At 64.5% G+C, this 22,685-nt stretch carries 23 protein-coding genes; 9 read left to right on the plus strand and 14 right to left on the minus strand.

The features are described 5' to 3' along the window. Positions 1–337 precede the first annotated feature (337 nt). Positions 338–1,429, plus strand: coding sequence for a 3-deoxy-7-phosphoheptulonate synthase (locus FJ417_RS31375; protein WP_140786124.1), 1,092 nt, complete (start codon positions 338–340; stop codon positions 1,427–1,429). A 22-nt stretch (positions 1,430–1,451) separates the two neighbouring features. Here the strand turns inward: FJ417_RS31375 and FJ417_RS31380 are convergent, their stop codons facing one another. Next, entirely contained in the window at positions 1,452–2,087 is a 636-nt protein-coding gene (locus FJ417_RS31380; RefSeq protein ID WP_140786125.1) for a LysE family translocator, read from the minus strand. Positions 2,088–2,215: 128 nt separating this feature from the next. Between FJ417_RS31380 and FJ417_RS31385 the strand changes: the two genes are divergently transcribed. After that, positions 2,216–2,920, plus strand: coding sequence for a YafY family protein (locus tag FJ417_RS31385; protein ID WP_140786126.1), 705 nt, complete (start codon positions 2,216–2,218; stop codon positions 2,918–2,920). A 30-nt stretch (positions 2,921–2,950) separates the two neighbouring features. Here FJ417_RS31385 and FJ417_RS31390 read toward each other — a convergent pair whose 3' ends face one another. From FJ417_RS31390 to FJ417_RS31405, 4 genes are all read right to left on the minus strand, one after another. Further along, complete coding sequence (locus FJ417_RS31390) at positions 2,951–3,751, minus strand: class I SAM-dependent methyltransferase (RefSeq protein WP_140786127.1); 801 nt, start codon at positions 3,749–3,751, stop codon at positions 2,951–2,953. A 143-nt stretch (positions 3,752–3,894) separates the two neighbouring features. Beyond that, the gene (locus FJ417_RS31395; RefSeq protein WP_140786128.1) at positions 3,895–4,431 is read right to left on the minus strand and encodes a GNAT family N-acetyltransferase; all 537 of its coding nucleotides are present in this window, start codon (positions 4,429–4,431) and stop codon (positions 3,895–3,897) included. Next, positions 4,431–4,736, minus strand: a complete 306-nt coding sequence (locus FJ417_RS31400; RefSeq protein ID WP_140786129.1) for a DUF1778 domain-containing protein — start codon at positions 4,734–4,736, stop codon at positions 4,431–4,433. The genes FJ417_RS31395 and FJ417_RS31400 overlap by 1 nt, the downstream gene beginning before the upstream one ends. An 89-nt stretch (positions 4,737–4,825) precedes the next feature. Then, complete coding sequence (locus FJ417_RS31405) at positions 4,826–5,932, minus strand: LacI family DNA-binding transcriptional regulator (RefSeq protein ID WP_181175513.1); 1,107 nt, start codon at positions 5,930–5,932, stop codon at positions 4,826–4,828. 628 nt (positions 5,933–6,560) lie between these two features. Here FJ417_RS31405 and FJ417_RS31410 point away from each other — a divergent pair. From FJ417_RS31410 to FJ417_RS31440, 7 genes are all read left to right on the plus strand, one after another. Continuing rightward, positions 6,561–7,523, plus strand: a complete 963-nt coding sequence (locus tag FJ417_RS31410) for a sugar-binding protein (RefSeq protein ID WP_140641641.1) — start codon at positions 6,561–6,563, stop codon at positions 7,521–7,523. Positions 7,524–7,645: 122 nt separating this feature from the next. Further along, the gene (locus FJ417_RS31415) at positions 7,646–9,211 is read left to right on the plus strand and encodes a sugar ABC transporter ATP-binding protein (RefSeq protein WP_140786130.1); all 1,566 of its coding nucleotides are present in this window, start codon (positions 7,646–7,648) and stop codon (positions 9,209–9,211) included. After that, the gene (locus tag FJ417_RS31420; protein ID WP_140786131.1) at positions 9,208–10,203 is read left to right on the plus strand and encodes an ABC transporter permease; all 996 of its coding nucleotides are present in this window, start codon (positions 9,208–9,210) and stop codon (positions 10,201–10,203) included. The genes FJ417_RS31415 and FJ417_RS31420 overlap by 4 nt, the downstream gene beginning before the upstream one ends. 185 nt (positions 10,204–10,388) lie before the next feature. After that, positions 10,389–11,231 carry a transporter substrate-binding domain-containing protein gene (locus FJ417_RS31425; RefSeq protein WP_210240683.1) on the plus strand — a complete coding sequence of 281 codons (843 nt, stop codon included), beginning with the start codon at positions 10,389–10,391 and terminating at the stop codon, positions 11,229–11,231. 174 nt (positions 11,232–11,405) lie between these two features. Further along, complete coding sequence (locus tag FJ417_RS31430) at positions 11,406–12,152, plus strand: ABC transporter permease subunit (protein WP_246685896.1); 747 nt, start codon at positions 11,406–11,408, stop codon at positions 12,150–12,152. A gap of 3 nt (positions 12,153–12,155) precedes the next feature. Then, a complete protein-coding gene (locus FJ417_RS31435) occupies positions 12,156–12,893 on the plus strand; it encodes an ABC transporter permease (RefSeq protein ID WP_348639959.1) in 738 nt (245 codons plus the stop codon). Beyond that, the gene (locus FJ417_RS31440) at positions 12,893–13,708 is read left to right on the plus strand and encodes an ATP-binding cassette domain-containing protein (protein WP_140641633.1); all 816 of its coding nucleotides are present in this window, start codon (positions 12,893–12,895) and stop codon (positions 13,706–13,708) included. Before FJ417_RS31435 ends, FJ417_RS31440 begins: the two co-directional genes overlap by 1 nt. 162 nt (positions 13,709–13,870) lie before the next feature. Here the strand turns inward: FJ417_RS31440 and phnN are convergent, their stop codons facing one another. The 9 genes from phnN to iolC form a co-directional block, all read right to left on the minus strand. Then, positions 13,871–14,497 carry a phosphonate metabolism protein/1,5-bisphosphokinase (PRPP-forming) PhnN gene (gene phnN, locus FJ417_RS31445; RefSeq protein ID WP_181183349.1) on the minus strand — a complete coding sequence of 209 codons (627 nt, stop codon included), beginning with the start codon at positions 14,495–14,497 and terminating at the stop codon, positions 13,871–13,873. After that, positions 14,494–15,633 carry an alpha-D-ribose 1-methylphosphonate 5-triphosphate diphosphatase gene (locus FJ417_RS31450; protein WP_140786133.1) on the minus strand — a complete coding sequence of 380 codons (1,140 nt, stop codon included), beginning with the start codon at positions 15,631–15,633 and terminating at the stop codon, positions 14,494–14,496. Before FJ417_RS31450 ends, phnN begins: the two co-directional genes overlap by 4 nt. A 121-nt stretch (positions 15,634–15,754) precedes the next feature. Continuing rightward, complete coding sequence (locus FJ417_RS31455; protein ID WP_140786134.1) at positions 15,755–16,462, minus strand: DUF1045 domain-containing protein; 708 nt, start codon at positions 16,460–16,462, stop codon at positions 15,755–15,757. Positions 16,463–16,520: 58 nt separating this feature from the next. Beyond that, positions 16,521–16,730, minus strand: a complete 210-nt coding sequence (locus FJ417_RS31460; RefSeq protein WP_140786135.1) for a hypothetical protein — start codon at positions 16,728–16,730, stop codon at positions 16,521–16,523. Beyond that, the gene (gene iolB / locus FJ417_RS31465; protein WP_140786136.1) at positions 16,712–17,524 is read right to left on the minus strand and encodes a 5-deoxy-glucuronate isomerase; all 813 of its coding nucleotides are present in this window, start codon (positions 17,522–17,524) and stop codon (positions 16,712–16,714) included. The genes FJ417_RS31460 and iolB overlap by 19 nt, the downstream gene beginning before the upstream one ends. Positions 17,525–17,539: 15 nt before the next feature. Further along, entirely contained in the window at positions 17,540–17,752 is a 213-nt protein-coding gene (locus tag FJ417_RS31470; RefSeq protein WP_140786137.1) for a DUF3329 domain-containing protein, read from the minus strand. Positions 17,753–17,834: 82 nt separating this feature from the next. Continuing rightward, positions 17,835–18,749, minus strand: coding sequence for a myo-inosose-2 dehydratase (gene iolE / locus FJ417_RS31475; protein WP_140786138.1), 915 nt, complete (start codon positions 18,747–18,749; stop codon positions 17,835–17,837). Between the two features lie 42 nt (positions 18,750–18,791). Continuing rightward, positions 18,792–20,636 (minus strand): 3D-(3,5/4)-trihydroxycyclohexane-1,2-dione acylhydrolase (decyclizing), encoded by a 1,845-nt coding sequence (gene iolD / locus FJ417_RS31480; RefSeq protein WP_140786139.1) that lies wholly within the window; start codon positions 20,634–20,636, stop codon positions 18,792–18,794. Positions 20,637–20,672: 36 nt separating this feature from the next. Beyond that, positions 20,673–22,607: a 5-dehydro-2-deoxygluconokinase gene (gene iolC / locus FJ417_RS31485; protein ID WP_140786140.1), complete on the minus strand. Its 1,935-nt coding sequence runs from the start codon at positions 22,605–22,607 to the stop codon at positions 20,673–20,675. Between the last annotated feature and the right edge of the window lie 78 nt (positions 22,608–22,685).

Here is a 22,685-nt window from a genome sequence, read left to right on the forward strand (position 1 = left end):
GAGCAAAATTCTGCGCCGCTGCGCCGCTTCAAAGTAACGGAATGGATCCTCGGGTCTGCGCGCGTCGCTTCGCTCCTGCTTCGCCCTGGGATGACGAAATCGCGAGATTCGGCCATTCCGAATTGGCTCTCATCACCCGCGTGACAAACGCTCCCGCATCGACTATATGAGCCGCATGATCAACCTGTCCGCCACCTATTGGTACTTTAGCAGCTTGCTGGCGGCGGGAGGATTGCGCTCGATCTGAAGATTTGCAGATCAAACATCCGACAAGCCGCCAGACCTGGTGGCTTTTTTGTTTCAGCCGGCAGGTCTCCTAAACCAGGAGCAGAAAGCCGTGTTGACCACCACAGACGACCTTCGGGTCGCCGAAATCAGAGCCTTGAGCACGCCGGACGAGGTGATGCGCGAAATATCGCGCACGCTGACGGCGACGCGCACCGTCGCCACCGCGCGCAACGCCATCCATTCCATCCTCTCGGGGGCCGACGATCGACTGCTTGTCATCGTCGGCCCTTGTTCCATCCACGATCCGGTCGCCGCCGTTGACTATGCCAGCCGTCTGGCGGCGCTTCGCGAAGCCCTGGCCGACCGGCTCGAGATCGTCATGCGCGTCTATTTCGAGAAGCCGCGCACCACGGTCGGCTGGAAGGGCCTGATCAACGATCCCGACCTCGACGGCAGCTTCAACATCGAAAAGGGGTTGCGCATGGCGCGCAACGTGCTGTCGGCCGTCAACAATCTCGGCCTGCCGGCGGCGACCGAGTTCCTCGACATGACCATCCCGCAATACATCGCCGATCTCGTCGCCTGGGGCGCCATCGGCGCGCGCACCACCGAAAGCCAGATCCACCGCGAGCTGGCCTCGGGCCTGTCCTGCCCGGTCGGCTTCAAGAACGGCACCGACGGCAACTTGCGCATTGCCGCCGAGGCGGTGAAGTCGGCCGCCCAGCCGCATCATTTCATGGCGGTGACCAAGGGTGGACGCAGCGCCATTGCGGCAACCACCGGCAACGAGGATTGCCACGTTATTCTGCGTGGCGGCGTCCAGCCGAACTATGACGCGGCGAGCGTGGAAGCGGCCGCTGCCGAGCTTGGCCGGATCGGCATAGCGCCGCGGCTGATGATCGATGTCAGCCACGCCAACAGCGCCAAGAAGCCGGAGAACCAGCCGAAGGTCGCGCATGACGTGGCGGGGCAGGTTGCCGCGGGCGACGAGCGCATCGTCGGCGTCATGATCGAGAGCAATCTCGTCGCCGGCCGTCAGGACGTCGTGCCCGGCAAGCCGCTCGTCTACGGCCAGAGCATCACCGATGGCTGCATCGACTGGGCGACCACGGAGACGGCTCTGCACGGCCTCGCCGGCGCCGTCGAATGGCGCCGGTCGACGAAGCGCGACATGCTCGCCAGCCGTCAGGGCGCTGCTTGAGCGAAAAAGGTGAGGGCGGCGCTCACGCCGCCCTCAATCCTTCCCAGGCAGTGAATATCGAAACGGCAAACAAAAGCAGTCCGGCGCCCCGTCCGGCCAGGATGGTCGCTTGCGGATTGTCGACCAGCAGCCCCCGGCTGCGGCCGGCGGTGACGGCGAGCCCGCCATAGATTGCCGCCTGCGTGGCGACCGTCAGCAATCCCATGATTGTCGCCTGCATCCAGATCGGGCCGTAAGCCGGCTTCAGGAATTGCGGATAGACGGCTAGGATGAAGAGATAGGCCTTCGGATTGATCAGGCAGGTGACCAGTCCCTGGCGAAACGCCTTCCAGGCGGAGCGGCTGCCCGTAGGCCCGTCGTCGCCGACGGTGATCGAGCTGCGCATCAGCGAAATGCCGATATAGGCCATGTAGGCGGCGCCGGCTACCAGCAGCGGCGTGAACAGGATCGGCGCGAAATGCATGAGCAGGCCGACGCCGATGGCGCCGTTCAGCGTGTGTACGGCGCCGCCAAGCATGATGCCGCCGGTGGCGGCGAGACCCCTGTTGCTGCCGCCGGTCAGCGCGTTGGCCAGCACGAACAGCATGTCCATGCCCGGAACGGCGATGATGCCGAACAGAAGCACGAAGAACAGCCAGAGGTTTTCGGCGTAGCTCATGTCAGTTGCTCGTCGCATTACCCGCTTGCGCAAAAAGGAACCTGTTGATTTTCAAGTCGGTAGGCGGCCCTATAGGCGATCCCAACTGACGGGGATATGTCAGGTGCGTTTCGGCCGGGTGAGAAAAAATGCGCAAGGCCTCGCGCCTGTTCGAGATCATCCAGATCCTGCGGCTGGCCAAGAAGCCGGTGACGGCGGCGACGATCGCCGGGCGGCTGGAGGTCACGGTCCGCTCGGTCTATCGAGACATCGTCGCGCTGCAGGCGATGCGTGTGCCGATCGAGGGCGGGCGTGGCATCGGCTACATACTGCGTCCCGGCTTCGACCTGCCGCCGCTGATGTTTTCCATCGAGGAGATGGAGGCGATCGTGCTGTCGCTGGCGCTGCTCGAACGTACCGGCGACGATGAGCTCAAGCAGGCCGCGAAGCGCGTTGGGGCCAAGATCGCCGGCGCGGTGCCGCCGCCCTTGCGGCAGACGCTGGACGCCAACGCCCTTCATGCCTGGGGTTTTGCAGCGCCTTCCGCTTCCGCCGTCGATCTCGCTCTGGTCCGCCGCGCCATCCGCGACGAGGAGAAGCTCGACCTCTCCTATCGCGACGAGGCGGGGCGGGCGACCGGCCGTGTCATCCGCCCGGTCGCGCTGATCTACTATGCCGAGACCGCCAACATCGTCGCCTGGTGCGAGCTGCGCCAGGCCATCCGCAATTTCCGCAGCGACCGCATCGAGGACTGCCGGGCGGCCGGCCAATGGTTCAAGGGCGAGGGCGACCGGCTGCGGCAGGTCTGGGTGGATGGCTGGGAGATCAATGCTTCGGCCGCTGCCGGCAACTGAGGCGCCGCCCCGCCGCGGTCGAGGTGACTTTCAGGGCACGATGCCCCGACAGGCCCAGGCGACATTGGCGAAGGACCGCGGCCCGTCGGGCCGGCCGGCCTGATAGGCATCGCGCACGGCGGCCTCGACGCGCTCCCGCTCGGCCGGATCCAATGTAGTCATGTATTTGCCGAGTGGCCCTTCGCCGGCGCCGATCGGCGCCCAGAAGTCGTCGAAATCCGCGTAGTCCATGCGGATCATGAGCTCGGCCTCGCTGACGTCGATGAGATCCTGCTCGACAAAGGTCCGCTTCATCTCGCCCGGCTGCATCATCGGCTGGAAGCAATAGCGGCCGCGCATCTGGCGCCCGCTTTCACTGAGCGCCGCGACGGTGTCGATCATCATGCGCATGCCAGGCATGCCGCCGTAATGATCCCAGACCACGGCCGCGACGACGCCGCCCGGCCGCACAACGCGGCGCATCTCGGCCACCGCCTTGCCGGCCTCCGGCACGAAGTGCAGCACCAGCAACGCCAACGCGCGGTCGAACGCGTTGTCGGCGAATGGCAGCGCCGTGGCGTCGGCCTGACTGATGGTGACGCGCGGATCGCTGTTGCGCTGTCTGGCCGCGTCGACGAAGACCGGCGAAAAGTCGATGGCCTGGATCTCGGCAAGATCGGCCGATTTTGCCAATTCGAAGGCCAGGCTGCCGGTGCCGCAGCCGACATCGAGGATCTTTTCGCCGCCGGCCAGACCGGTGAAGTCGATGAACTTGGGCGCGAGCCTGCGGCTCCATCGCCCCATAAGTTGCTCATAACCGGATGCGGCGTGAACGGTGAAGTTGGATGTCATTGGAGCCTCCCATATGAGCCCAAGCTAAACCTCGGCGGAATTGCTGCCAAGACGCAGAGCGATCGTAATCGGAACAAGGATAGCGTGGTGCATACAGGTGTTTATGTGGGCGGTCTCACGCTCGCCTGGCTATGGGATCAGGCTCAAACGTTCGAGAATAACGCCTGAGCGGTTTCGATTGGCAGCAGCATGATCCGCTCGCCAAGCAGAGACGCGATGAAGCCATGCCGTTGATAGAAACCCATTGCTGCATCATCGATCGCGTGTGCCACCACAGCACGAACCCCGGCAATGTCCGAGACAGCGAGACATCGCCTAAGCGCGTCGGAAAGCAGGTCGCCTCCGAGTCCCATTCCCTGGAACGTCTGATCGACCGCAAGGCGACCGATCAGCAGCAGGGGCACTTGCTCGGGCATGCCTCGCCGAAGCTTTGCGCTTGGCAGCGCGATCCGTTCTTCCATCGCCGTCGAGATCGCATAATAACCGACGACGCGATTTTTAGTGCCCGCGTCACAGACGACATAGGTTCGGGCGGACAGTCCTTCGGCAACCAAGGCGCGGTTTCGCAGCCAGTCATCGAGAGATGAATGCTTGCCATTGTGAAATTCGGATACGTCGTGGCCAATGGTCAGCCGTTCCGGAGCGCGGACTCGCCATCCTTGCGGTCGGCCAGCGGACATCAGCGCTCCCAGGCCGGCTTACGCGTCATACGCGCGCGAAGCTCCTCCGACGGTTTGTTCGGAGCATCAAGCAGGTCGAGAAATTTCTCATGCGCGTCCGTATCGAGAAAGAAGGCGCGCTGGTCGAGAATGGTCTCCTCGGCCTGCTTGCGTGCACTGTCCAGCATGAACTCCGACAGCTTCTGCCCGCGCAAACTCGCGGCGCGGTTGAGAATAGCCTTCATCCCCGCCGAGGCGCGGATCTGAATCACGTCGTCCTTGCGCGCTGCGTCGCGATTGCTGCCGACATGACTGGAATGCGCCATCGAAATCCTCCTACGTCAGGATCAGATACCTAGCGACCGTCAATACAATGTCAATACGTACCGGCTTTGAAGTGGTGATCTGGGATATCCTATTCCTTCACACTGGCCACGCTCTCCCGCTCCACCAGCGGGCATTCGAGCTTGGTGATGGGATAGCGGCCGCGGCCGGGCGTTGGCGGCGTTTCCAGTTGCTCGATCGCCCACTGGCCCATCGCCAGATGCGGCAGGATGGAGGTGGTCAGCGGCGGGAAGAGATGGCGGGCGATCTCCTCGTCGTCATAGCCGACCACCGAAATGTCCTGCGGGATATGCAGGCCCGCTTCCTTCAGCGCTTCGTAGCAGCCGATCGCGGTGCGGTCGTTCTGGCAGAAGATGGCGGTCGGTCGCTCCTTGAGCCCGAGCAGCTTGACCGTCGCGGCATAGCCGGCGCTGGCCGACCAGTCGCCCTCGACCACCAGTTCCGGGTCGAACGGGATGTCGGCGGTGGCCAAGGCGCGGCGATAACCTTTCAGTCGATCCTGCGCGGCTTGCATCCAAGGCTCGCCGGTGACGGTGGCGATGCGGCGATGGCCGTGGGCGATCAGGTGCCTTGTCGCGCTCTGGCCGCCGGCGATCTCGGAGGGAACCACGGCCGGGAAGGCATAGTCGGCGGTGTAGCAGTTGAGCAGGATCACCGGGATGTCGAGGCTGTAGAGGAAATCCGGCGCGGCGATCTCGCGGGTGAAGATGGTCATGTAGATCAGCGCCGAGATGCCGCGCCTTGTCAGTGCTGAAACCGCGCGCGGCTCCATCACCGCGTCGCCCATGGTCTGCGCCACCAGAAGCACATTGCCGGCGTTCCAGGAGGCTTGCCGGGCGCCCTCGATGGCGACCACCGCCTCGGGGCTGGTGGCGAGCTGGTCGACCGCGAAGCCGATGACGCCGTCGAGGCCTTCGAACGGCGTCACGGGCGGCCGCAGCGCTGAAAAGACCGGCGGCGAATAGCCCAGCGCTCGGGCTGCCTCGATCACCCGGTCGCGTGTCTGCTGCGACAGCCTGATGCCCGGCGAATTGTTGAGCACGAACGACACCGTCGCCTGCGAGCAGCCGGCGGCGCGCGCGATGTCGGTCATGGTGACGCGTCCCTTGGGCTTGGCGGCCGGCTTGCGGCGCTTGGAAGCTCCGGGGGGATCGCTCAGTTCCGTCGGTTCGCTCATGGTCGTTTCCCAAGCCCAGCCGGCTCTAAAGCAAAGGCCGACGGCAACGGCAAGATGGTCGAGGTCGGTGCGTTTATCGAGATTGCGCTAAGCTAATACATATTAGCAACGCGCGACAGGCAAATCGCCGGCTGCGCCGATTCGCGACGAAACCGTCAGACAAGGTCAGCAATGCTGACGATTCCCGTATTTTCCGCGCGGCTTCAAGCGTTGCGCCGTTCGCTCCCTCACTCCCGGCGCGCCCTTCGACCAGCATCTCCTCCGCGTCGAAAGCGCGCCTTGCGGCCTCATAACTAATACTCTTTACTAATAGCCGTTAGCGTTCTACTGTCAACTCGTCGTAACCGTCCGGGCTTCGGTTCGGTGCCGGCAAAGTGCGAAGGATGCTTGCTCGGAACCCGGCGGCATGCCGGATTGGGTGCGCGCTCCGTCTCACGAAAATGTCAGACAAATCGGACTATTTACGAATGCCACATGAGTGTCTAGTGTCTCGACCGCGGCCGGATCGGCACCGTTCTTAAGTCGGCGGACCTCTGCGCCACACCCTTGAGGAGGAGGGTTATCCGCGCCGCAGCCGAGACATCAGCGAAGAGTTCTACAAGGCAAGTTCTACAAGGGAGGTTGAACTATGAAATCCATGATCCGTAACGCATCTGTCGCCGCGGCGGCCCTGCTTGTCGGCCTGTCGGTAAGCGCCAGCGTGCGCGCCGACGACAAGCCGACGCTGGCCTTCGTCGTCAACGGTGCGTCAGACTTCTGGAAGGCGGCGGAAGCCGGCGTGAAGAAAGCGCAGGGTGAACTGCCCGACTACAATCTCGAGCTCAAATATCCGGAACAGTCCTCGGTCGCCATCCAGCAGCGGCTGATGGACGACTTGGTGACGGCAGGCGTCAAGGGCATCATGGTCTCGGCCGTCGATCCCAAGACCTCGACCGACGGGTTGAACAAGATCGCGTCGGAAACGGCGCTCTTCACCACCGACTCGGACGCGCCGCAGACCAAGCGCGTCGCCTATATCGGCTCGTCCAATGTCGATGCCGGCAAGCAGGCGGCCGAGATCGCCAAGAAGGCGATGCCGAACGGCGGCAAGTGCCTCGGCTTCGTCGGCCTGCTCGGCGCCGACAACGCCAAGGAGCGCATCCAGGGCATGAAGGACGGGCTCGCCGGCAGCAAGATCGAGCTGGTGGACGTGCGCGGCGACGACATCGACCAGGCGCGCGCCAAGAAGAATGTCGAGGACGCGCTGGTCGCCAGCCCCGACATCACCTGCATGGTCGGCTTCTACTCCTACAACACGCCGCGCATCTACGAAGCGCTGCGCGATGCCGGCAAGCTTGGTCAGATCACCGTCGTCGGCTTCGACGACGATCCGATCACGCTGGGCGGCGTCAAGGAAGGCACTGTCGCCGCGACCGTGGTGCAGCAGCCGTTCGAATGGGCCTATCAAGGCATGAAGCTGATGGCCGCCTACCTCAAGGGCGACAAGTCGGGCATCCCGGCCGGTAACCTGATCATCATCCCGACCAAGATCATCGGCAAGGATGACGTCGACACCTACGCCGCCAACCTCAAGGCGATGGCGGGCAAGTAAGCCCAAGACAGTTGCGCCGGCTCGAGGGTCCACCTTGAGCCGGCGTTCGTATTGACGGACCTGCCAAGGCCCGTCAGTCTGTGGCCCACCGGCTGCTGCCCCGTGCGGTAAACTATGGCGCGATGACCTCTACCGACACCACTCAACCGATCGCCGCTCCGTTCCTGGGCCTGGAGGCCGTGCGCAAGACCTATCCGGGTGTTGTGGCGCTGGACAGGTTTTCGATGGAGGTCCGGCCCGGCGAGGTCATCGGCCTCGTCGGCGAAAACGGCGCCGGCAAATCGACGCTGATGAAAATCCTCGGCGGCGTGACGCGGCCGGACAGCGGCACCGTTGCCGTCGACGGCGCGGCGCATGACGGATTGACCGTCGAGCAAAGCATCGGCTCTGGCATCGCCTTCGTGCACCAGGAACTCAACCTCTTCGAAAACCTCGACGTCGCCGCCAACATCTTCTTCGGCCGCGAGCCGCTGCGCGCCGGGCCGCTGAAGCTGGTCGACCGCGCGAAACTGCGCGAGATGGTGGCGCCGCTCCTGAAGCGCGTCGGCGCCAATTTCTCGGCCGACGCGCCGGTGGCTTCGCTGTCGCTCGCCCAGCAGCAGATGGTCGAGATCGCCAAGGCGCTGTCGATCAAGGCGCGGCTGGTCATCCTCGACGAGCCGACCTCCAGCCTGCCGATCGCCGAGACCGAAAAGCTGCTCGACGTCATCAAGGGGCTGAAGGCGGAAGGCATCAGCGTCATCTTCATCTCGCACCGGCTGCATGAGATCGAGCGCGTCGCCGACCGTGTCGTGGTGCTGCGCGACGGCACGCTGGCCGGCACGCTGGCAAAGGACCAGATCAATCACGACGAGATGGTCAGGCTGATGATCGGCCGCATGCTGAAGGAGCGCGAGAAGGCCGGCGAAGCCGCCCGCGCGCCGGGCAGCGTGGCCCTGTCGGCGGACGCGATCCGCACCAGCACCTATCCCGACCGGCCGGTCAGCCTGGAATTGAGACACGGCGAGATCCTCGGCCTCGCGGGCCTGGTCGGCTCCGGCCGCACGGAGCTGGCGCGCGTGCTGTTCGGCATCGACGAGCGGTTGGCAGGCAGTGTCACGCTCGACGGCAAGCCGCTCGATGTAGGCTCGGCGGCGGACGCGGTGGCGAACGGCATCTTCCTGGTGCCGGAGGACCGCAAGCTGACCGGCATATTGCTCGACCTGTCGATCGCCCAGAACATCTCGCTGCCCAATCTGCCTGCGCATGCCAGGCGCTCGCTGGTGTCCGCCAGCGCTGAACTCGCGACGGCCGAAAAGCAGAAGAAAAACCTCGGCATCAAGGCACCGTCGGTCCTGACCCGCACCGGCACTTTGTCAGGCGGCAACCAGCAGAAGGTGGTTCTGGCCAAATGGCTGGCGATGAACCCGAAGGTGATGATCCTGGACGAGCCGACGCGCGGCATCGACATCGGCGCCAAGGCCGAGATCTACGGGCTGATGCGGGCGCTGGCCGATGCCGGCGTCGGCGTGCTGATGATCTCCAGCGACATGGAAGAGGTGATCGGCGTGTCGGACCGCATCGCGGTCATGCATGAGGGGCAGATCTCCGGCATCCTCGACAAGGACGATTTCAGCCAGGAGAACGTGCTCTTGCTGGCGGTCGGCAAGAAGCCGAAATTGCTGCAAGCGGCGGGAGGAGCGCAATGAGCAAGAAAGATCTCGGCCTGCTGATCCTGATCTTGGTGGTCGGCGCGGTGGTGACGGCCATCAACCCGCGCTTCCTGTCGGCGATCAACCTCGCCAACACCTCCAACCTGGTGGCGCTGTTCGGCATCCTGTCGATCGGCCAGGCCTTCGTCATCATCACCGGCGGCATCGAATTGTCGGTCGGCTCGCTGGTCGCCCTGCTCGGCACGCTGTTCATCGACTTCATCGCGGTGCGCGAGGTGAACTGGCCGCTGGCCTTCGTGCTGATCCTGGTGCTTGGCGCCATCATCGGCTTCGTGCATGGCTGGCTGATCACGCGGCTGAAACTGCAGCCCTTCGTGGTGACGCTGTGCGGCCTGCTCATCTATCGCGGCGTGGCGCGCTTCTACACCGCCGACGGCACGGCGGGCTTCGCCTTCGGCCAGAATTTCCCGACGCTCGAATTCCTGACCGCGGGTCGCTCCTATGGCCTGCCGAACAGCTTCATCGCGCTGATCGTCATCGGCATCGTCATGTGGGTGGTGCTGCACCGCTCGGTGTTCGGCCGCTACCTCTATGCGATCGGCAAGAACGAGGAAGCGGCGAAATATTCCGGTATCCGCACGGGTCGGGTAATCATCGCGGCCTATGTCATCTGCGGCGTGCTGACGGCGCTGTCTGCGATCTATTTCGCCATGTACACGCGCTCGATCTCGCCGGCGAGCCACGGCCAGTTCTACGAACTCTATGCCATTGCGGCGGCGGTGCTGGGCGGCTTCTCGCTGCGCGGCGGCGAGGGCTCGCTGGTCGGCGTCATCCTCGGCACCGTGCTGCTGCAGGAGTTGCAGAACCTCGTCAACCTGCTCGGCATTCCCTCCTCGCTCAACTTCGCCGTGATGGGCGGCGTGATCCTGATCGGCGTGCTGGTCGACCAGCAATGGGGCGTCTTCCGCGCCCGCCGCCGCATGATCGAAGCGACGCGCCAAAACGTTGCGGGCGCGCCGGCGGAGTAGCCACGCTTTAACATTCACGGTCCTGATTGGATCGATGCTCGCGGGAAAACCCACCGGGCAGGCCCGGATTCGCGGGCAGACTGCAACAACGCGTGAACCGGAAAACCGCCCTTGTCGCAGAACTGGGGCTGGGCTAAGCAATTGGCATCTGAGGGTTCCAAGAACAGAATATGGGAGAAATTACCGTGACATCAGCACGTTGGATCGCGCTCGCCGCGCTGGCGTTGACCTGCTCGACCCCGGCAATGGCCAAGGACTGGAAGACCGTGACGGTCGCCATGGAGGGCTCCTATGCTCCCTGGAACCAGACGGATGCCAGCGGCAAGATCGTCGGCTTCGAGGTGGACATCCTGAACGACGTCTGCGCCCGCGCGAAGCTGGAATGCAACATCGTGGCGCAGGATTGGGACGGCGTCATTCCCGGCCTCACGGCCGGCAAGTTCGACATCGTCATGGATGGCATGTCGATCACCGAAGAGCGCATGAAGGCGATCGACTTCTCGATCCCCTATGCCTCCTCGCCGGTCGCCTTTCTTGCCGACAAGAACGGTCCGCTGGCGCAGCTGTCCAACAGCGGCAAGATGATCGATCTGTCGAAGGACGACGCCGAATCCAAGGCGGCGCTCGACACGCTGCGCAAGGAGCTCACCGGCAAGAATGTCGGCCTGCAGGTTTCGACCACCGAGGCGACGTTTGCCGACAAGTATCTCAAGGACGTCGCCAACGTCCATGAATACAAGACCACCGACGAGCATGACCTCGACCTGATGGCGGGCCGCATCGACGTGGCCTTCGCCGACACCACCTATTTCCTCGGCACGCTGGCCAAGCCGGACGCCAAGGACCTGGAATTCGTCGGCCCGCAATTCAAGGGTGGCCCGATCCTCGGGCCGGGCATCGGCGCCGCTTTCCGCAAGACCGACAAGGACCTGCAGGACATTTACAACAAGGCGCTCAAGGCCGCGCTCGATGACGGCTCGGTGTCGAAATATTCCATGCAGTGGTTCAAGATCGACATTACCAAGTAATGTCGCAACGGGAGCAGCCAAGGCTGCTCCCGTTTGCTTTGCATGTCGCCCAAAAGTGCGCAGCGGTTTTGGGAGAACGACATGCATCAAGGCAAGGCCTTAAAGCGCGTCGCCTAACCCGTTTTGACACGCGCTTTAAGGCGGGCAACCCGTCGACGCCCGCAGGAGCCGTACGTGGAGTTTCTCAACGATCTCAAGGACCAGGTGTCGACGGCCTATGAGCTGTTGGCCGCCGGCTGGGGCGTGCAACTGCTCTGGGGCATCGGCTGGACGCTCGCCGTCACCGTCGTCTCGATGCTGATTGGTGCCGTGCTCGGCTCGCTGGTGGCGGCGGCCAAGCTTTCGCATCGCGGCGGGTTGAGGTTCATCGGCGAGAGCTACACCACCGTGTTTCGCGGCGAACCGGAACTGCTGATCATCTATCTGTTCTACTATGGCGGCACGCAGGTCCTGACCGGCGTGGCAAGGTCCACCGGATCGATCGGCTCGACGGACATCTTGAACATGCCGAGCTTCCTCGGCGGCGTGCTCGCGGTCGGCATCATTTCCGGCGCCTACCAGGCCGAGGTTTTTCGCGGGTCGTTCCTGGCGATCCACCGCGGCGAGCTGGAAGCGGCGCGTGCCTATGGCATGTCGGCCTGGCTGCGGTTTCGCCTCGTGATCATGCCTCAGGTCCTGCGTCTCGCGGTGCCGGGGCTGGGCAATGTCTGGCAATTGACCATCAAGGACTCGGCGCTGATCTCGGTCACCGGCGTCGCCGAGCTGATGCTCACCGCGAACAAGGCGGCGCGCTCGACGCATCATTCGCTGCTTTTCTACACGGTCGCCGGCATTCTTTACCTGGTGATGACCTCGATCTCGACGCCGATCTTCGAGAAGGCCGAGCGTTACACTTCGCGCAGTTTCACCCGGCCGAAATAAGAGGTGGCGGTGGATTTCGACTTCTACCTTTCGACCATGTGGAGCGTGCTGAAGGCGCTGCCGCTGACGCTCGAGATCTGGTTCTTCGGCATCGCCTTCGGCCTCATCATCGCCACTGGCCTGACCTGGTTGCGGGCTTCCGGCTACAAATTCGGCGAATATTTCACCCGCGCCTATGTCTTTGTCTTCCGTGGCTCGCCGCTGCTGGTGCAGCTCTATCTGATCTATTTCGGGCTCTCCCAGTTCGATTTCGTTCGCCACAGCCCGATCCTGTGGCCGATCCTGCGCGATCCGATGTATTGCACGATCGTCGCCATGGCCTTGAACACAGCCGCCTATGAGAGCGAGATTTTCCGCGGCGCGCTGCGGGCAGTACCTGTCGGCCAGATCGAGGCGGCCAAGGCATTCGGCATGTCGGCCTTCACCCGCTTCCGCCTCGTCACGCTGCCGATCGCGCTGCGGCTCGCCTTGCCGGCCTATTCGACCGAAATCATCCTCATGACCAAGGCGACCGCGCTCGCGTCCGTCGTCACCATCATGGAGATGATGGGAACGGCGCAAAAGATCCAGCACGACACGTTCCGGCCGATCGAGGTGCTGACCTGCGCCGGCGTGATCTACCTGCTTCTCAACCTGTCGATCGCCCGGCTGTTCGCCTGGGTCGAATACCGGCTTTCACCGCATCTGCGTCCCCCGCCCGAGCAGAGCCAGCAAATCAAATCCGTACCGGAGGTGTTGTGATGTCGGCAAATGTCGCCGCTGCCGCGCAAGCGGCATCGTCTCCGGACGACAAGGCAGCCATCAGCGTCAAGGACCTGCGCAAGTGCTTTGGCGATCACGAGGTGCTCAAGGGCATTTCGCTGGAAGCCCACAAGGGCGATGTGATTTCGATCCTCGGCTCCTCGGGGTCCGGCAAGAGCACGATGCTGCGCTGTATCAATCTCTTGGAGACCCCGGATTCCGGCGAAGTGCGCGTGGATGGCGAGCTCATCCGGATGAAGCGGGGCCGCGACGGCCACCAAATGCCGGCCGACATCCGCCAGGTGGAGCGGATCCGCGCCAACCTCGCCATGGTTTTCCAGAGCTTCAATCTCTGGTCGCACATGACCGTGCTGGAAAACCTCGTCGCCGCGCCGACGCATGTGCTGAAGCGGCCGCGCGCGGAGTGCCTGGAGCAGGCCGAGGCATTGCTGAAGCGCGTCGGCATCTGGGAGCGCCGCAACTACTATCCGCCGCACATGTCGGGCGGCCAGCAGCAGCGCGCTGCGATCGCCCGCGCGCTGGCGATGAATCCCAAGGTGATGCTGTTCGACGAGCCGACATCCGCGCTCGATCCGGAGCTGGTCGGCGAGGTGCTGCGCGTCATGCGCTCGCTTGCCGAAGAAGGGCGCACCATGCTGGTCGTGACCCATGAAATGGGCTTTGCCCGCGACGTGTCGAGCAAGGTGATGTTCCTGCACAAGGGCGACGTGGATTCGGCCGGCGAGCCGAAGGAGATGTTCGCCAGACCGCCGACGCCCCAGTTCAAGCAGTTCATCGCCAACTTCAACAAGTGAAGACGGACCTTGCTCGGCGCCAAGATGCGCTGAGATTCAGGTCAGGCCGAGCCGAAAGTGGTGGCTTCCGAGAACCGGAGCGGAGCGTACTTAAGTACGTGAGCACCGGAAGCGCAGGGAGCCGCTACTTGCAGGCCGGGCTCACCTGAATATCAGCGCATCTTAGATCATGTCCGACAGGTCGGAGAACGCCATCGCCTTGCGCAGCACTTCGGCAAAGCGTTCGCCGGCGGCTTCCTTGTCGCCGCCATTGTCGATCGACGTGATGTCCGGTCCTGTCAGCTTGACGTTCGTGCTGCGCGCCAGGCGGGCAAGCACTTCGCCGCGTGATTCGCGGCCGCGCGCCGCCAGCCGTTCCGCGAGGATCTCCGGCGCCGCGGTGATCTCGACCACGGCCAGATTGGCGTAGCGTTCGCGCAGCGCCGGGATGACCGCGCGGGAGACATTCGCCACGGCCACATGACCATTGGCGACAGCCCAGTCGACATCGGCCGGCAGGCCATAGCGGAGGCCATGCGCGTCCCAGCACAGCGAGAAGGCGCCGTCGGCCTCCGCTTCGGCAAAGGCGGCGTCGGCCAGTGTGTCGTGGTCCTCGCTTGCCGTGTCGCTCGGCCTGGTGATGACGCGGCGCACGAATTCCAGCCGCGTCTCGCCGGCGAAGCGCTGCTTGGCGTAGCCGATCAGCGTATCCTTGCCGGCGCCGCTCGGCCCCACCACCGCGACGAAGACGCCGTTGCGGATCGGCAGGCTCTCGGCCAGCTCGCGCTCGATGAGGGCCGAGACCATCATGCGACCCGGCGGCCCTGGCGCCACACGGTGCGCACCACCGGCACATGGTCGTCGACGCGCACCCGCACCAAGTCGGCACGGCGGCCCGGCTCGATGACGCCGCGATCGGCAAGGCCGATGGCTTCGGCCGGGTTCTTCGAGACCATGGCGACCGCCTGCGGCAGCGAGATGCCCTCGACGACATCGCCGAGGAAGAAGGCCGACTGGATCAGGCTGAAGGGGATGTAGTCCGACGACAGGATGTCGAGCAGCCCGTCGGCGGCAAGCGTGCGCGCCGAGACGTTGCCGGAATGCGAAGCGCCGCGCATGACGTTGGGCGCGCCCATCAGCACGCCGAGGCCGGCCGCCTTCGAGGCCTTGGCCGCCTCTTCCGTCGTCGGGAACTCGGCGACGCGCACGCCCTGGTCGATCGCTTCTTCGACATGGCCGGCGGTCGCGTCGTCATGACTCGCCAGCACGATGCCGCGCTCCTGGCAGGCGGCCGAGATGAAGACGCGGTTCGGACCGGAATTGCGGGCCGATTCCGCCATCCGCTTCTCGCAGAATTTCTTGAAATCCTGGTCCGTCAGCTTCAGCTTGCGCTGATAGTAGTAGGCATAGGTCTCGAGGTTGACGAACTGGCGCTGTCCGGGCGCATGGTCCATCAGCGAGGCAAGTTTCACCCTGTCGTCGGTCTCGAAATTGGCGAAAGCCTCGAGGCAGTCCGGCGCCGAGACCTCGCAGCGCAGATGGATGAAATGGTCGGCCCTGAGCCGGTCCTGGCGCACGCTGTCCTCGATCGCGTCGGCCAGCTTGCGAACGTCGTCGGATTTCAGGTCGGCGTCCTCGTCCATGCCGACGCGCAAGGCGTCGAGCACGGTGGTGATGCCGGCGGTCGCCACCTGGGCGTCATGCGCAAGCACGGCGGCGATCGGATTCCAGCGCACTTTCGGGCGCGGCGCGTAATGGCCTTCGAGATGGTCGGTGTGAAGCTCGACGAGGCCCGGGATGATGTAGTCACCGCCCATGTCCTCCCCGGTGCGGGCAGCGCCCGGTTCGACGGCGGCGATCAGGCCGTCGCGCAACAACAGCGAGCCCTCGACGATTTCGTCCGGCAGCACGATGCGGGCATTGGTGAGAATGGTTTCGGCGGTCATCTCAGGCGGTCCTATCTCGAGCGGTCAATCAGAGCAATTCCAGGAAAAGTGCCTTGCGATTTTCCGTCCGGAATTGCGTAAACATAGAGCTAGGGCGGTTCAGCGTTTCCGCTGACCCGCCCTAGGCGGTCTTGCGGGCCGGGCCGTGGCCAAGCGCATGATGGGAAAGCACCATGAACGGGGCGCCGGGCTCGCTTTCGACGAACAATGTCAGCGCATCCACCGGCACCGGCTGCCGCAGCACGTCGGCGAACAGGCCGTCTATCGCTGCGCGAAGACGTGGGCTTTCCTGTGGCCCGACGCGCCCCGACAGCGTCATGTGGAAGCGGAAGGTGTCGAAAACATATGGGTAGCCCCATTGGCAAAGGTTGCGGAACTCGTCCGGCTTCAGCGAATCTGGGCTGCGGCGCTCGATCTCGGCCTCGGTCAATGGCGCACGGAAGCCGTCGAAGGCGCGCACGACCTCGCCGGCGAAATCGTTGATCGGGGCGAACGCGGCTTCGGGCACCAGGGCGAAGAAATCGTCGATCTGGCCGACCACGAGGCGCGGGATGACGACTGGCGGCGTGGCTTCGGCGAAACTGTCGAGAGCGGCGCGCAGCGAAGCTTCCGTCTCGTCCGGCGCCAGCCGGAACGGCGCCTTCAGCGTCGCGTGGAACCCGTAGCGCCTGGCCGAGGCGGTATGGAAGGCGACTTCCGCGGCCGACAGATCGCCCACGGCCTCGACCGGTCGCGTCGCCGCGCCAAACGGGTCGCGGCCCAGCCAGTTGGCGGCAATGCGCGCCAGCTTCTCGTCCTGTCCCGGAGTGTAGTAGATGGCGTAGCGCATGGGCATTCCTCGTCAAGCGCGCTGCGCGCCCCGAAAGGAATATGCGACGCGCTTCAAGTCATTGTCTTGGCAAGTCGTGGCCCAAAAACGCCGGAGCGTTTGCGGCGACATGCACCGGAACCGCTGCCATAGGTGATTTCCATGACGGATTGACGAAGCTTTCGTGGGTTTTCGAAGGCAAGTCCAGCCGCAAGGTCGTTAGCCGACGATTTTTCTTAACTGGACCAATGGCTTTGCCGAACTGCTTGATCAGGCCTTCATCAGCCACTCGTGCTCGGCCGCGTTGTGGAATTTCCACGTCCGCTTCGGTCCGGCCATGACATTGAGGTAATAGAGGTCGTAGCCGTGGCACGCCGCGCAGGGGTGATAGCCCTTCGGCACCAGCACGACATCGCCGTCCTCGATCGCCATCGCTTCGTCCAGCTCGCGCACGCCGTTGCGGTCGGCGTCGGTGTAGACGCGCTGAAAGGCAAAGCCCTGCGGCGGGTTGAGCCGGTGGTAATAGGTCTCCTCGAGATAGGATTCCGCCGGCAGATTGTCCTGGTCGTGCTTGTGCGGCGGATAGCTCGACGTGTGGCCGCCGGGCGTGATCACCTCGACCACCAGCAGCGAATCCGCCGGCTTGCCCTCGGGCAGGATGTTGGTGACGTAGCGCGTGTTGGTGCCCTTGCCGCGCACCTCCTGGCCGAGATCGTCAGGTCCGATGACGCGCACCGGCAGGCCGCCGCTTAAGCCCGGCGCCGAGCAGACGGCAAGCTCCAGTTCGGTATCGGCCGTCACCGACCAGTCAGCGCCTTCCGGCACATAGACCGACCAGGGCTTGCCTTCGAAGGGCGACATGCGCTTGCCGAGCAGGCCGAGGTCCTTGCCGCCGGCCGACGCCTTGCCCTTGCCGGTGACGAAGACCAGGCAGACCTCGCGGTCGCCGGTCTTGCCGGACACCGTCTCGCCCGCTTTCAGCCGATGCAGATCGAAACCGACATAGGTCCAGCCGGCGCTTTGCGGCGTGACATGAGCGACATGGCCGTGGCCCTTGTCGGCCTTGACGAGCAGTTTCGACATACGGAACTCCTTGGATTATTCCTTTGGCTCGGCCGGAGGCTTCGCCTCCTCCGCCGGCTTGTAGAGATAGAAGAACTGCCACACCGCATAACCGGCGAAGCCCAGCGCGATGACGCCCCAGAACGGCGTGCCGGAGGCGAACTCGATCGCCGACCAGACCAGGCAGACCGCGACGACGGCGATGCGGCGCCACAGCGGCCGGAAGAAGGGGTGCTCATAGTCTTTCATCGCGCCAATCCAGGATTTGCCCAAAGCGCATCAGATAGACCGAGTGCCCGGACTAATCCATCATTCATGACTAATCCACCGTTCAGGCCGGAAAACCCTGCGTTTCGACCGTGTAGCCGGCGGCCGTCATCACCCGCATCAACTCCTTGTGGCCGACCTGAGCCATCTTGAGCGGCGGGTTCTTCTTCGGATCCTGCTCGGCTTCCACGACGAACCAACCCTCATAGCCATGATCGGCGAACCGCTGGACGATGGCGCCGAAATCGAGCGAGCCGTCGCCCGGCACGGTGAAGGCGCCGAGCGCCACGGCATCGAGGAAGGACTGTTTTGAGCGGTCGAGCCCGTCGATGACGCCCATGCGCACGTCCTTCACATGGACATGGTTGATGCGCTTGTGGTGGTTGTCGATGGCGCGCAGCACATCGCCGCCGGCAAAGGCCAGATGGCCGGCATCAAGCAGGAGCGGGATGCCTTCGCCGGAATGGCGCATGAAAGCGTCGAGTTCCGGCTCGGTCTCGACCACCGCCGCCATGTGATGGTGGTAGGAAAGCGGCATGCCTTGGTCCGCGCACCATTCGCCGAATTCGGTGACGCGGCGGCCATAGGCCTTCATCTCGTCGCCGGTAAGCGTCGGCTTGGTGGCCAAGGGTTTCGAACGATCGCCCTGGATGGAGCGGCCGACCTCGCCATAGACGATGCAGGGCGCGTCGACCGCCTTGAACAGGTCGATCATCGGCTGGATGCGGTCCTTGTTCCTGGCCATGTCCTCATTGACCAGCGTGCCGGAGAACCAGCCGCCGCAAAGCGTGACGTCGGCCTCTCTCAGGATCGGCAGCATCACCTTCGGGTCGTTGGGGAAGCGGCGGCCCATCTCCATGCCGGTGAAGCCCGCCGAGCGCGACTGGCGCAGACACTCCTCCAGCGACACGTCATCGCTCAGTTCCACGAGATCGTCGTTCCACCACGCTATGGGGGACATGCCCAGTTTGGCTTTCAAGTCTTCGCTCCGATGTCAGTTCATTATGAGGCGGACGCCGGCTCAGCCTTGCCGGCTGTCCACGGCTTCCTCGTATTTCTTGCGCGCGGCGTTCACCTGGGGCCGCGCGGAGACTTCCGGCACGGCGACATCCCACCAATGGCCGCCGGCATCGGTCGACACCAGCGGATCGGTGTCGATGACCAGCACCGTCGTCTTGTCATTGTTTTTGGCCTTGGCCAGCGCCGTCTCCAGTTCCGCGATCGACGCCACCTTCTCGGCGACGGCGCCGAGGCTCGCCGCATGGGCGGCGAAGTCGACGTCGGGCATCACCTCGTGGCGGGCGTCCTTCAGGAGATTGTTGAAATTGGCGCCGCCGGTCGCCATCTGCAGCCGGTTGATGCAGCCATAGCCGCGATTGTCGAGCAGCACGATGGTGAGCTTGAGGCCCAGCATCACCGAGGTGGCGATCTCGGAATTGAGCATCAGATAGGAGCCGTCCCCGACCATGACGACGACCTCCTGGTCGGGCTTGGCCATCTTGACGCCGAGCCCGCCGGCGATCTCGTAGCCCATGGTCGAGAAGCCGTATTCGGCATGGTAGGAGCCCGGCGCGCCGGCCTGCCAGAGCTTGTGCAATTCGCCGGGCAGGCCGCCGGCGGCATGCAGCAGCGTCACATCGGAGCCCATCGCCCGCTGCACGGCGCCGATCACCTGCGCGTCGGAAGGATAGGCCGCGTTGGTCGAGGCCGTCACCTTGGCGGCGGCGGCCTGCCATTCTGTCTTGCCCTTCAGCGCATTGTCGGTCCAGGCGGCCGGCGCCTTCCAGCCCTTCAGCGCGGAAGCCAATTCGGCCAGACCCTCGGCGGCATCGGCGACCAGCGGCAAGGCCCAATGCTTGCCGGCGTCGAAAACCTGGGTGTTCAGGCCGATGATGGTGCGGCCGGCATTCTTGAACAGCGCCCAGGAGCCGGTGGTGAAGTCCTGCAGCCTGGTGCCGACGGCAAGCACGACATCGGCTTCCTCGGCCAGCCGGTTGGCGGCGGAGGTGCCGGTCACGCCGACGGCCGCCATGTTGAGCGGATGATCGTCCGGCAGCGAGGATTTGCCGCCCTGCGTTTCGCAGACGGGGATGCCGGCGCCCTGCACCAGTTTGGCCAGTTCGCTTGAAGCCTGCGAATAGAGCACCCCGCCGCCGGCGATCACCAGTGGCTTCTTGGCGCCCTTCAACGCCGCGACGGCGGCGGCCAGTTCATTGCGGTCCGGGCGCAGCCGGCGCGGCGTCCAGACGCGTTCGGCAAACAGGCTTTCGGGATAATCATAGGCCTCGGCCTGCACGTCCTGGCAGAGCGAGAGCGTGACCGGGCCGCATTCGGCCGGATCGGTCAGCACCTGCATGGCGCGGTTCAGCGCCGGGATGATCTGCTCCGGCCGCATGATGCGGTCGAAATAGCGTGATACCGGGCGGAAACAGTCGTTGACGGTCGCCGTACCGTCGGAAAAATCCTCGGCCTGTTGCAGCACCGGGTCGGGCAGGCGGTTGGCGAAGACGTCGCCGGGCAAAAACAGGACGGGCAACCGGTTCACATGCGCCAGCGCCGCCGCCGTCACCATGTTGAGCGCGCCGGGGCCGATCGAAGAGGTCGCGGCCATGAAGCGGCGGCGGAAATTCGCCTTGCCATAGGCGATCGCCGCATGCGCCATCGCCTGCTCGTTATGGGCGCGGAAGGTCGGCAGCTCGTCGCGTACCTGATAGAGCGCCTCACCGACGCCGGCGACGTTGCCATGGCCGAAGATCGCCCAGACGCCGCCGAAGATCGGCACCGTCTTCCCGTCGATCTCGGTCATTTGCCGGCTGAGAAAGCGGGTTAGCGCCTGCGCCATGGTCAGGCGAACGGTCTTGCTCATTGTCGTTTCCTCCGGCTTTCGTTGACGCCGTTTTTCTTATGCGGCCTTGCGGCCGCGCGCGGCAAGCCACGCCTCGGTCAGCTGCTCGAAGCGCGCGGCCATGTCGGCCACCGCTTCGTCATCCGACATCCTGCCGGCCAGCCATTGTTCGGCGGCGTTGATGAAGATGGTGCGGCCGACGGCAAAACCTTTGACGATCGGCGCGTTGGCGGTTGCCGCGAAGGCCGCGACCAGCTCGTCCTGTGGCGCTTCGAGCCCGAGCAGCACGACGCCGCGGCACCAGGGATCGTTCCTGACGATCACCTGTTCGATCTTCGCCCAGGCGCCCGCCGAAGCCTGCGGCTCGAGCTTCCACCAGTCCGGCTTGATGCCCAGCGCATAGAGCTCCTCCAGCGCGCGCGGAACGGTGGTGTCGTCGAGCTTGCCATGCTTGCCGGCGATGATCTCGACCAGCAGTTCCCGGCCTACCTTCCTCGCCGCCTCGAACAAAGCGCGCAGCTTCTGCTGCTGCTCGACTTTGAGCGCTTCCGGGTCGTCCGGGTGGTAGAAGCACAGACATTTGATGCAATGGTCGACCGGCCATTCGGTGAGCTGCGAGCCGATATCCTGCGAGAACTCGAAGCGCAGCGGCCGCGATCCGGGCAATTCGACGGGACGCCCGAGCCAGGCGAAGGGATGGCGTGCGAATTCGAACATCGCGTCGCGTCCGTATTTCTCGTCGATCAGCATGCCGTAGCCGTCGCGGCCGGCGGCAACTTTTGCCGCCGCCTTGACGGTGAGCACCTTGAAGTCGGGGATGCGCGAAACGTCGGCGCCGATCTTGGCGGCAACGTCCTCGAGCTGGACACGATGGTCGCAGGCCAAAGCCATCAGCGAGGGGATATCGCGCCGCCGCGTCGTCGCCCAATGGATGTGGTTGATCGCCTCGTCCTTGCGCAGCGCCAGGTGCTTGCTGCCGTGCTTCAAAAAGAACTGCAGCTCCTCGAAGGTCGGGTATTCCGGCGCGCAAAGCAGGCGCGATACGGCGAAGGCGCCGCAGGCATTGGCCCAGGTCGCGGCGGTGGCAAAACTCTCGCCGCCCAGCCAGCCACGCAGGAAGCCGGACATGAAGGCGTCGCCGGCACCCAGCACATTGTAGATCTCGATCGGGAAACCCTTGCCGACGATGCCGTCCTCGAGGTCGTCGCTGATCGGGCCGTCATAGACGATGCAGCCCTTGGCGCCGCGCTTGAGCACGATGGTGGCCGACGACAGCGCGCGGATCGTCTTCAGCGCGCTCAGGCAATCGTCGGCGCCCGACGCGATCATGATCTCCTCCTCGGTGCCGACGATGAGATCGCAATCCGGCAGCACGGTCTTCAGCTGTGCCGAGACGCGGTCGGATTTGACATAGCGCTCGAAACCCTCGGCATGGCCGGCAAGGCCCCAGAGGTTCGGGCGGTAATCGATATCGAACACGACCTTGCCGCCCTTGGCCTTCATCAGGCGGATCGCTTTGCGCTGCGCGGCATCCGAATTGGGCCGCGAGAAATGCGTGCCGGTGACCACGACCGAACGCGCCGAGGCGATGAAGGCTTCGTCGATGTCTTCTTCGGCAAGCGCCATGTCGGCGCAGTCGGAGCGGTAGAAGATCATCGGCGAGACGCCTTCGCTCTCGACCGAAAGCAGCACCAGCGCCGTCAGCCGTTCCTTGTCGGTCTTCAGCCCGTCGACAGACACGCCCTCGCGCCGAAGCTGCTCGCGGACGAAGCGGCCCATCTGCTCGTCGCCGACCCGCGTCAGCAGTGCCGAGCGCAGGCCGAGCCTTGCCGTGCCGACGGAAATATTGGCCGGACAGCCGCCGACCGACTTGGCGAAAGAGGCGATGTCCTCCAGCCGCGAGCCGATCTGCTGGCCATAGAGATCGACCGAGGCGCGGCCGATGGTGATGACGTCGAGCGGCGGGTATTTCCCTTCCACGGCTTCGCCCATTCGAACCTCCCATCGGCCTTGTTGGATAGAGCAGCGTCGTTTTGGACAGCACGCGCCAGCGACGGCGTGGTGTCGTCA

It is taken from the genome of Mesorhizobium sp. B3-1-7 (assembly GCF_006439385.1).
Classification (GTDB): domain Bacteria; phylum Pseudomonadota; class Alphaproteobacteria; order Rhizobiales; family Rhizobiaceae; genus Mesorhizobium.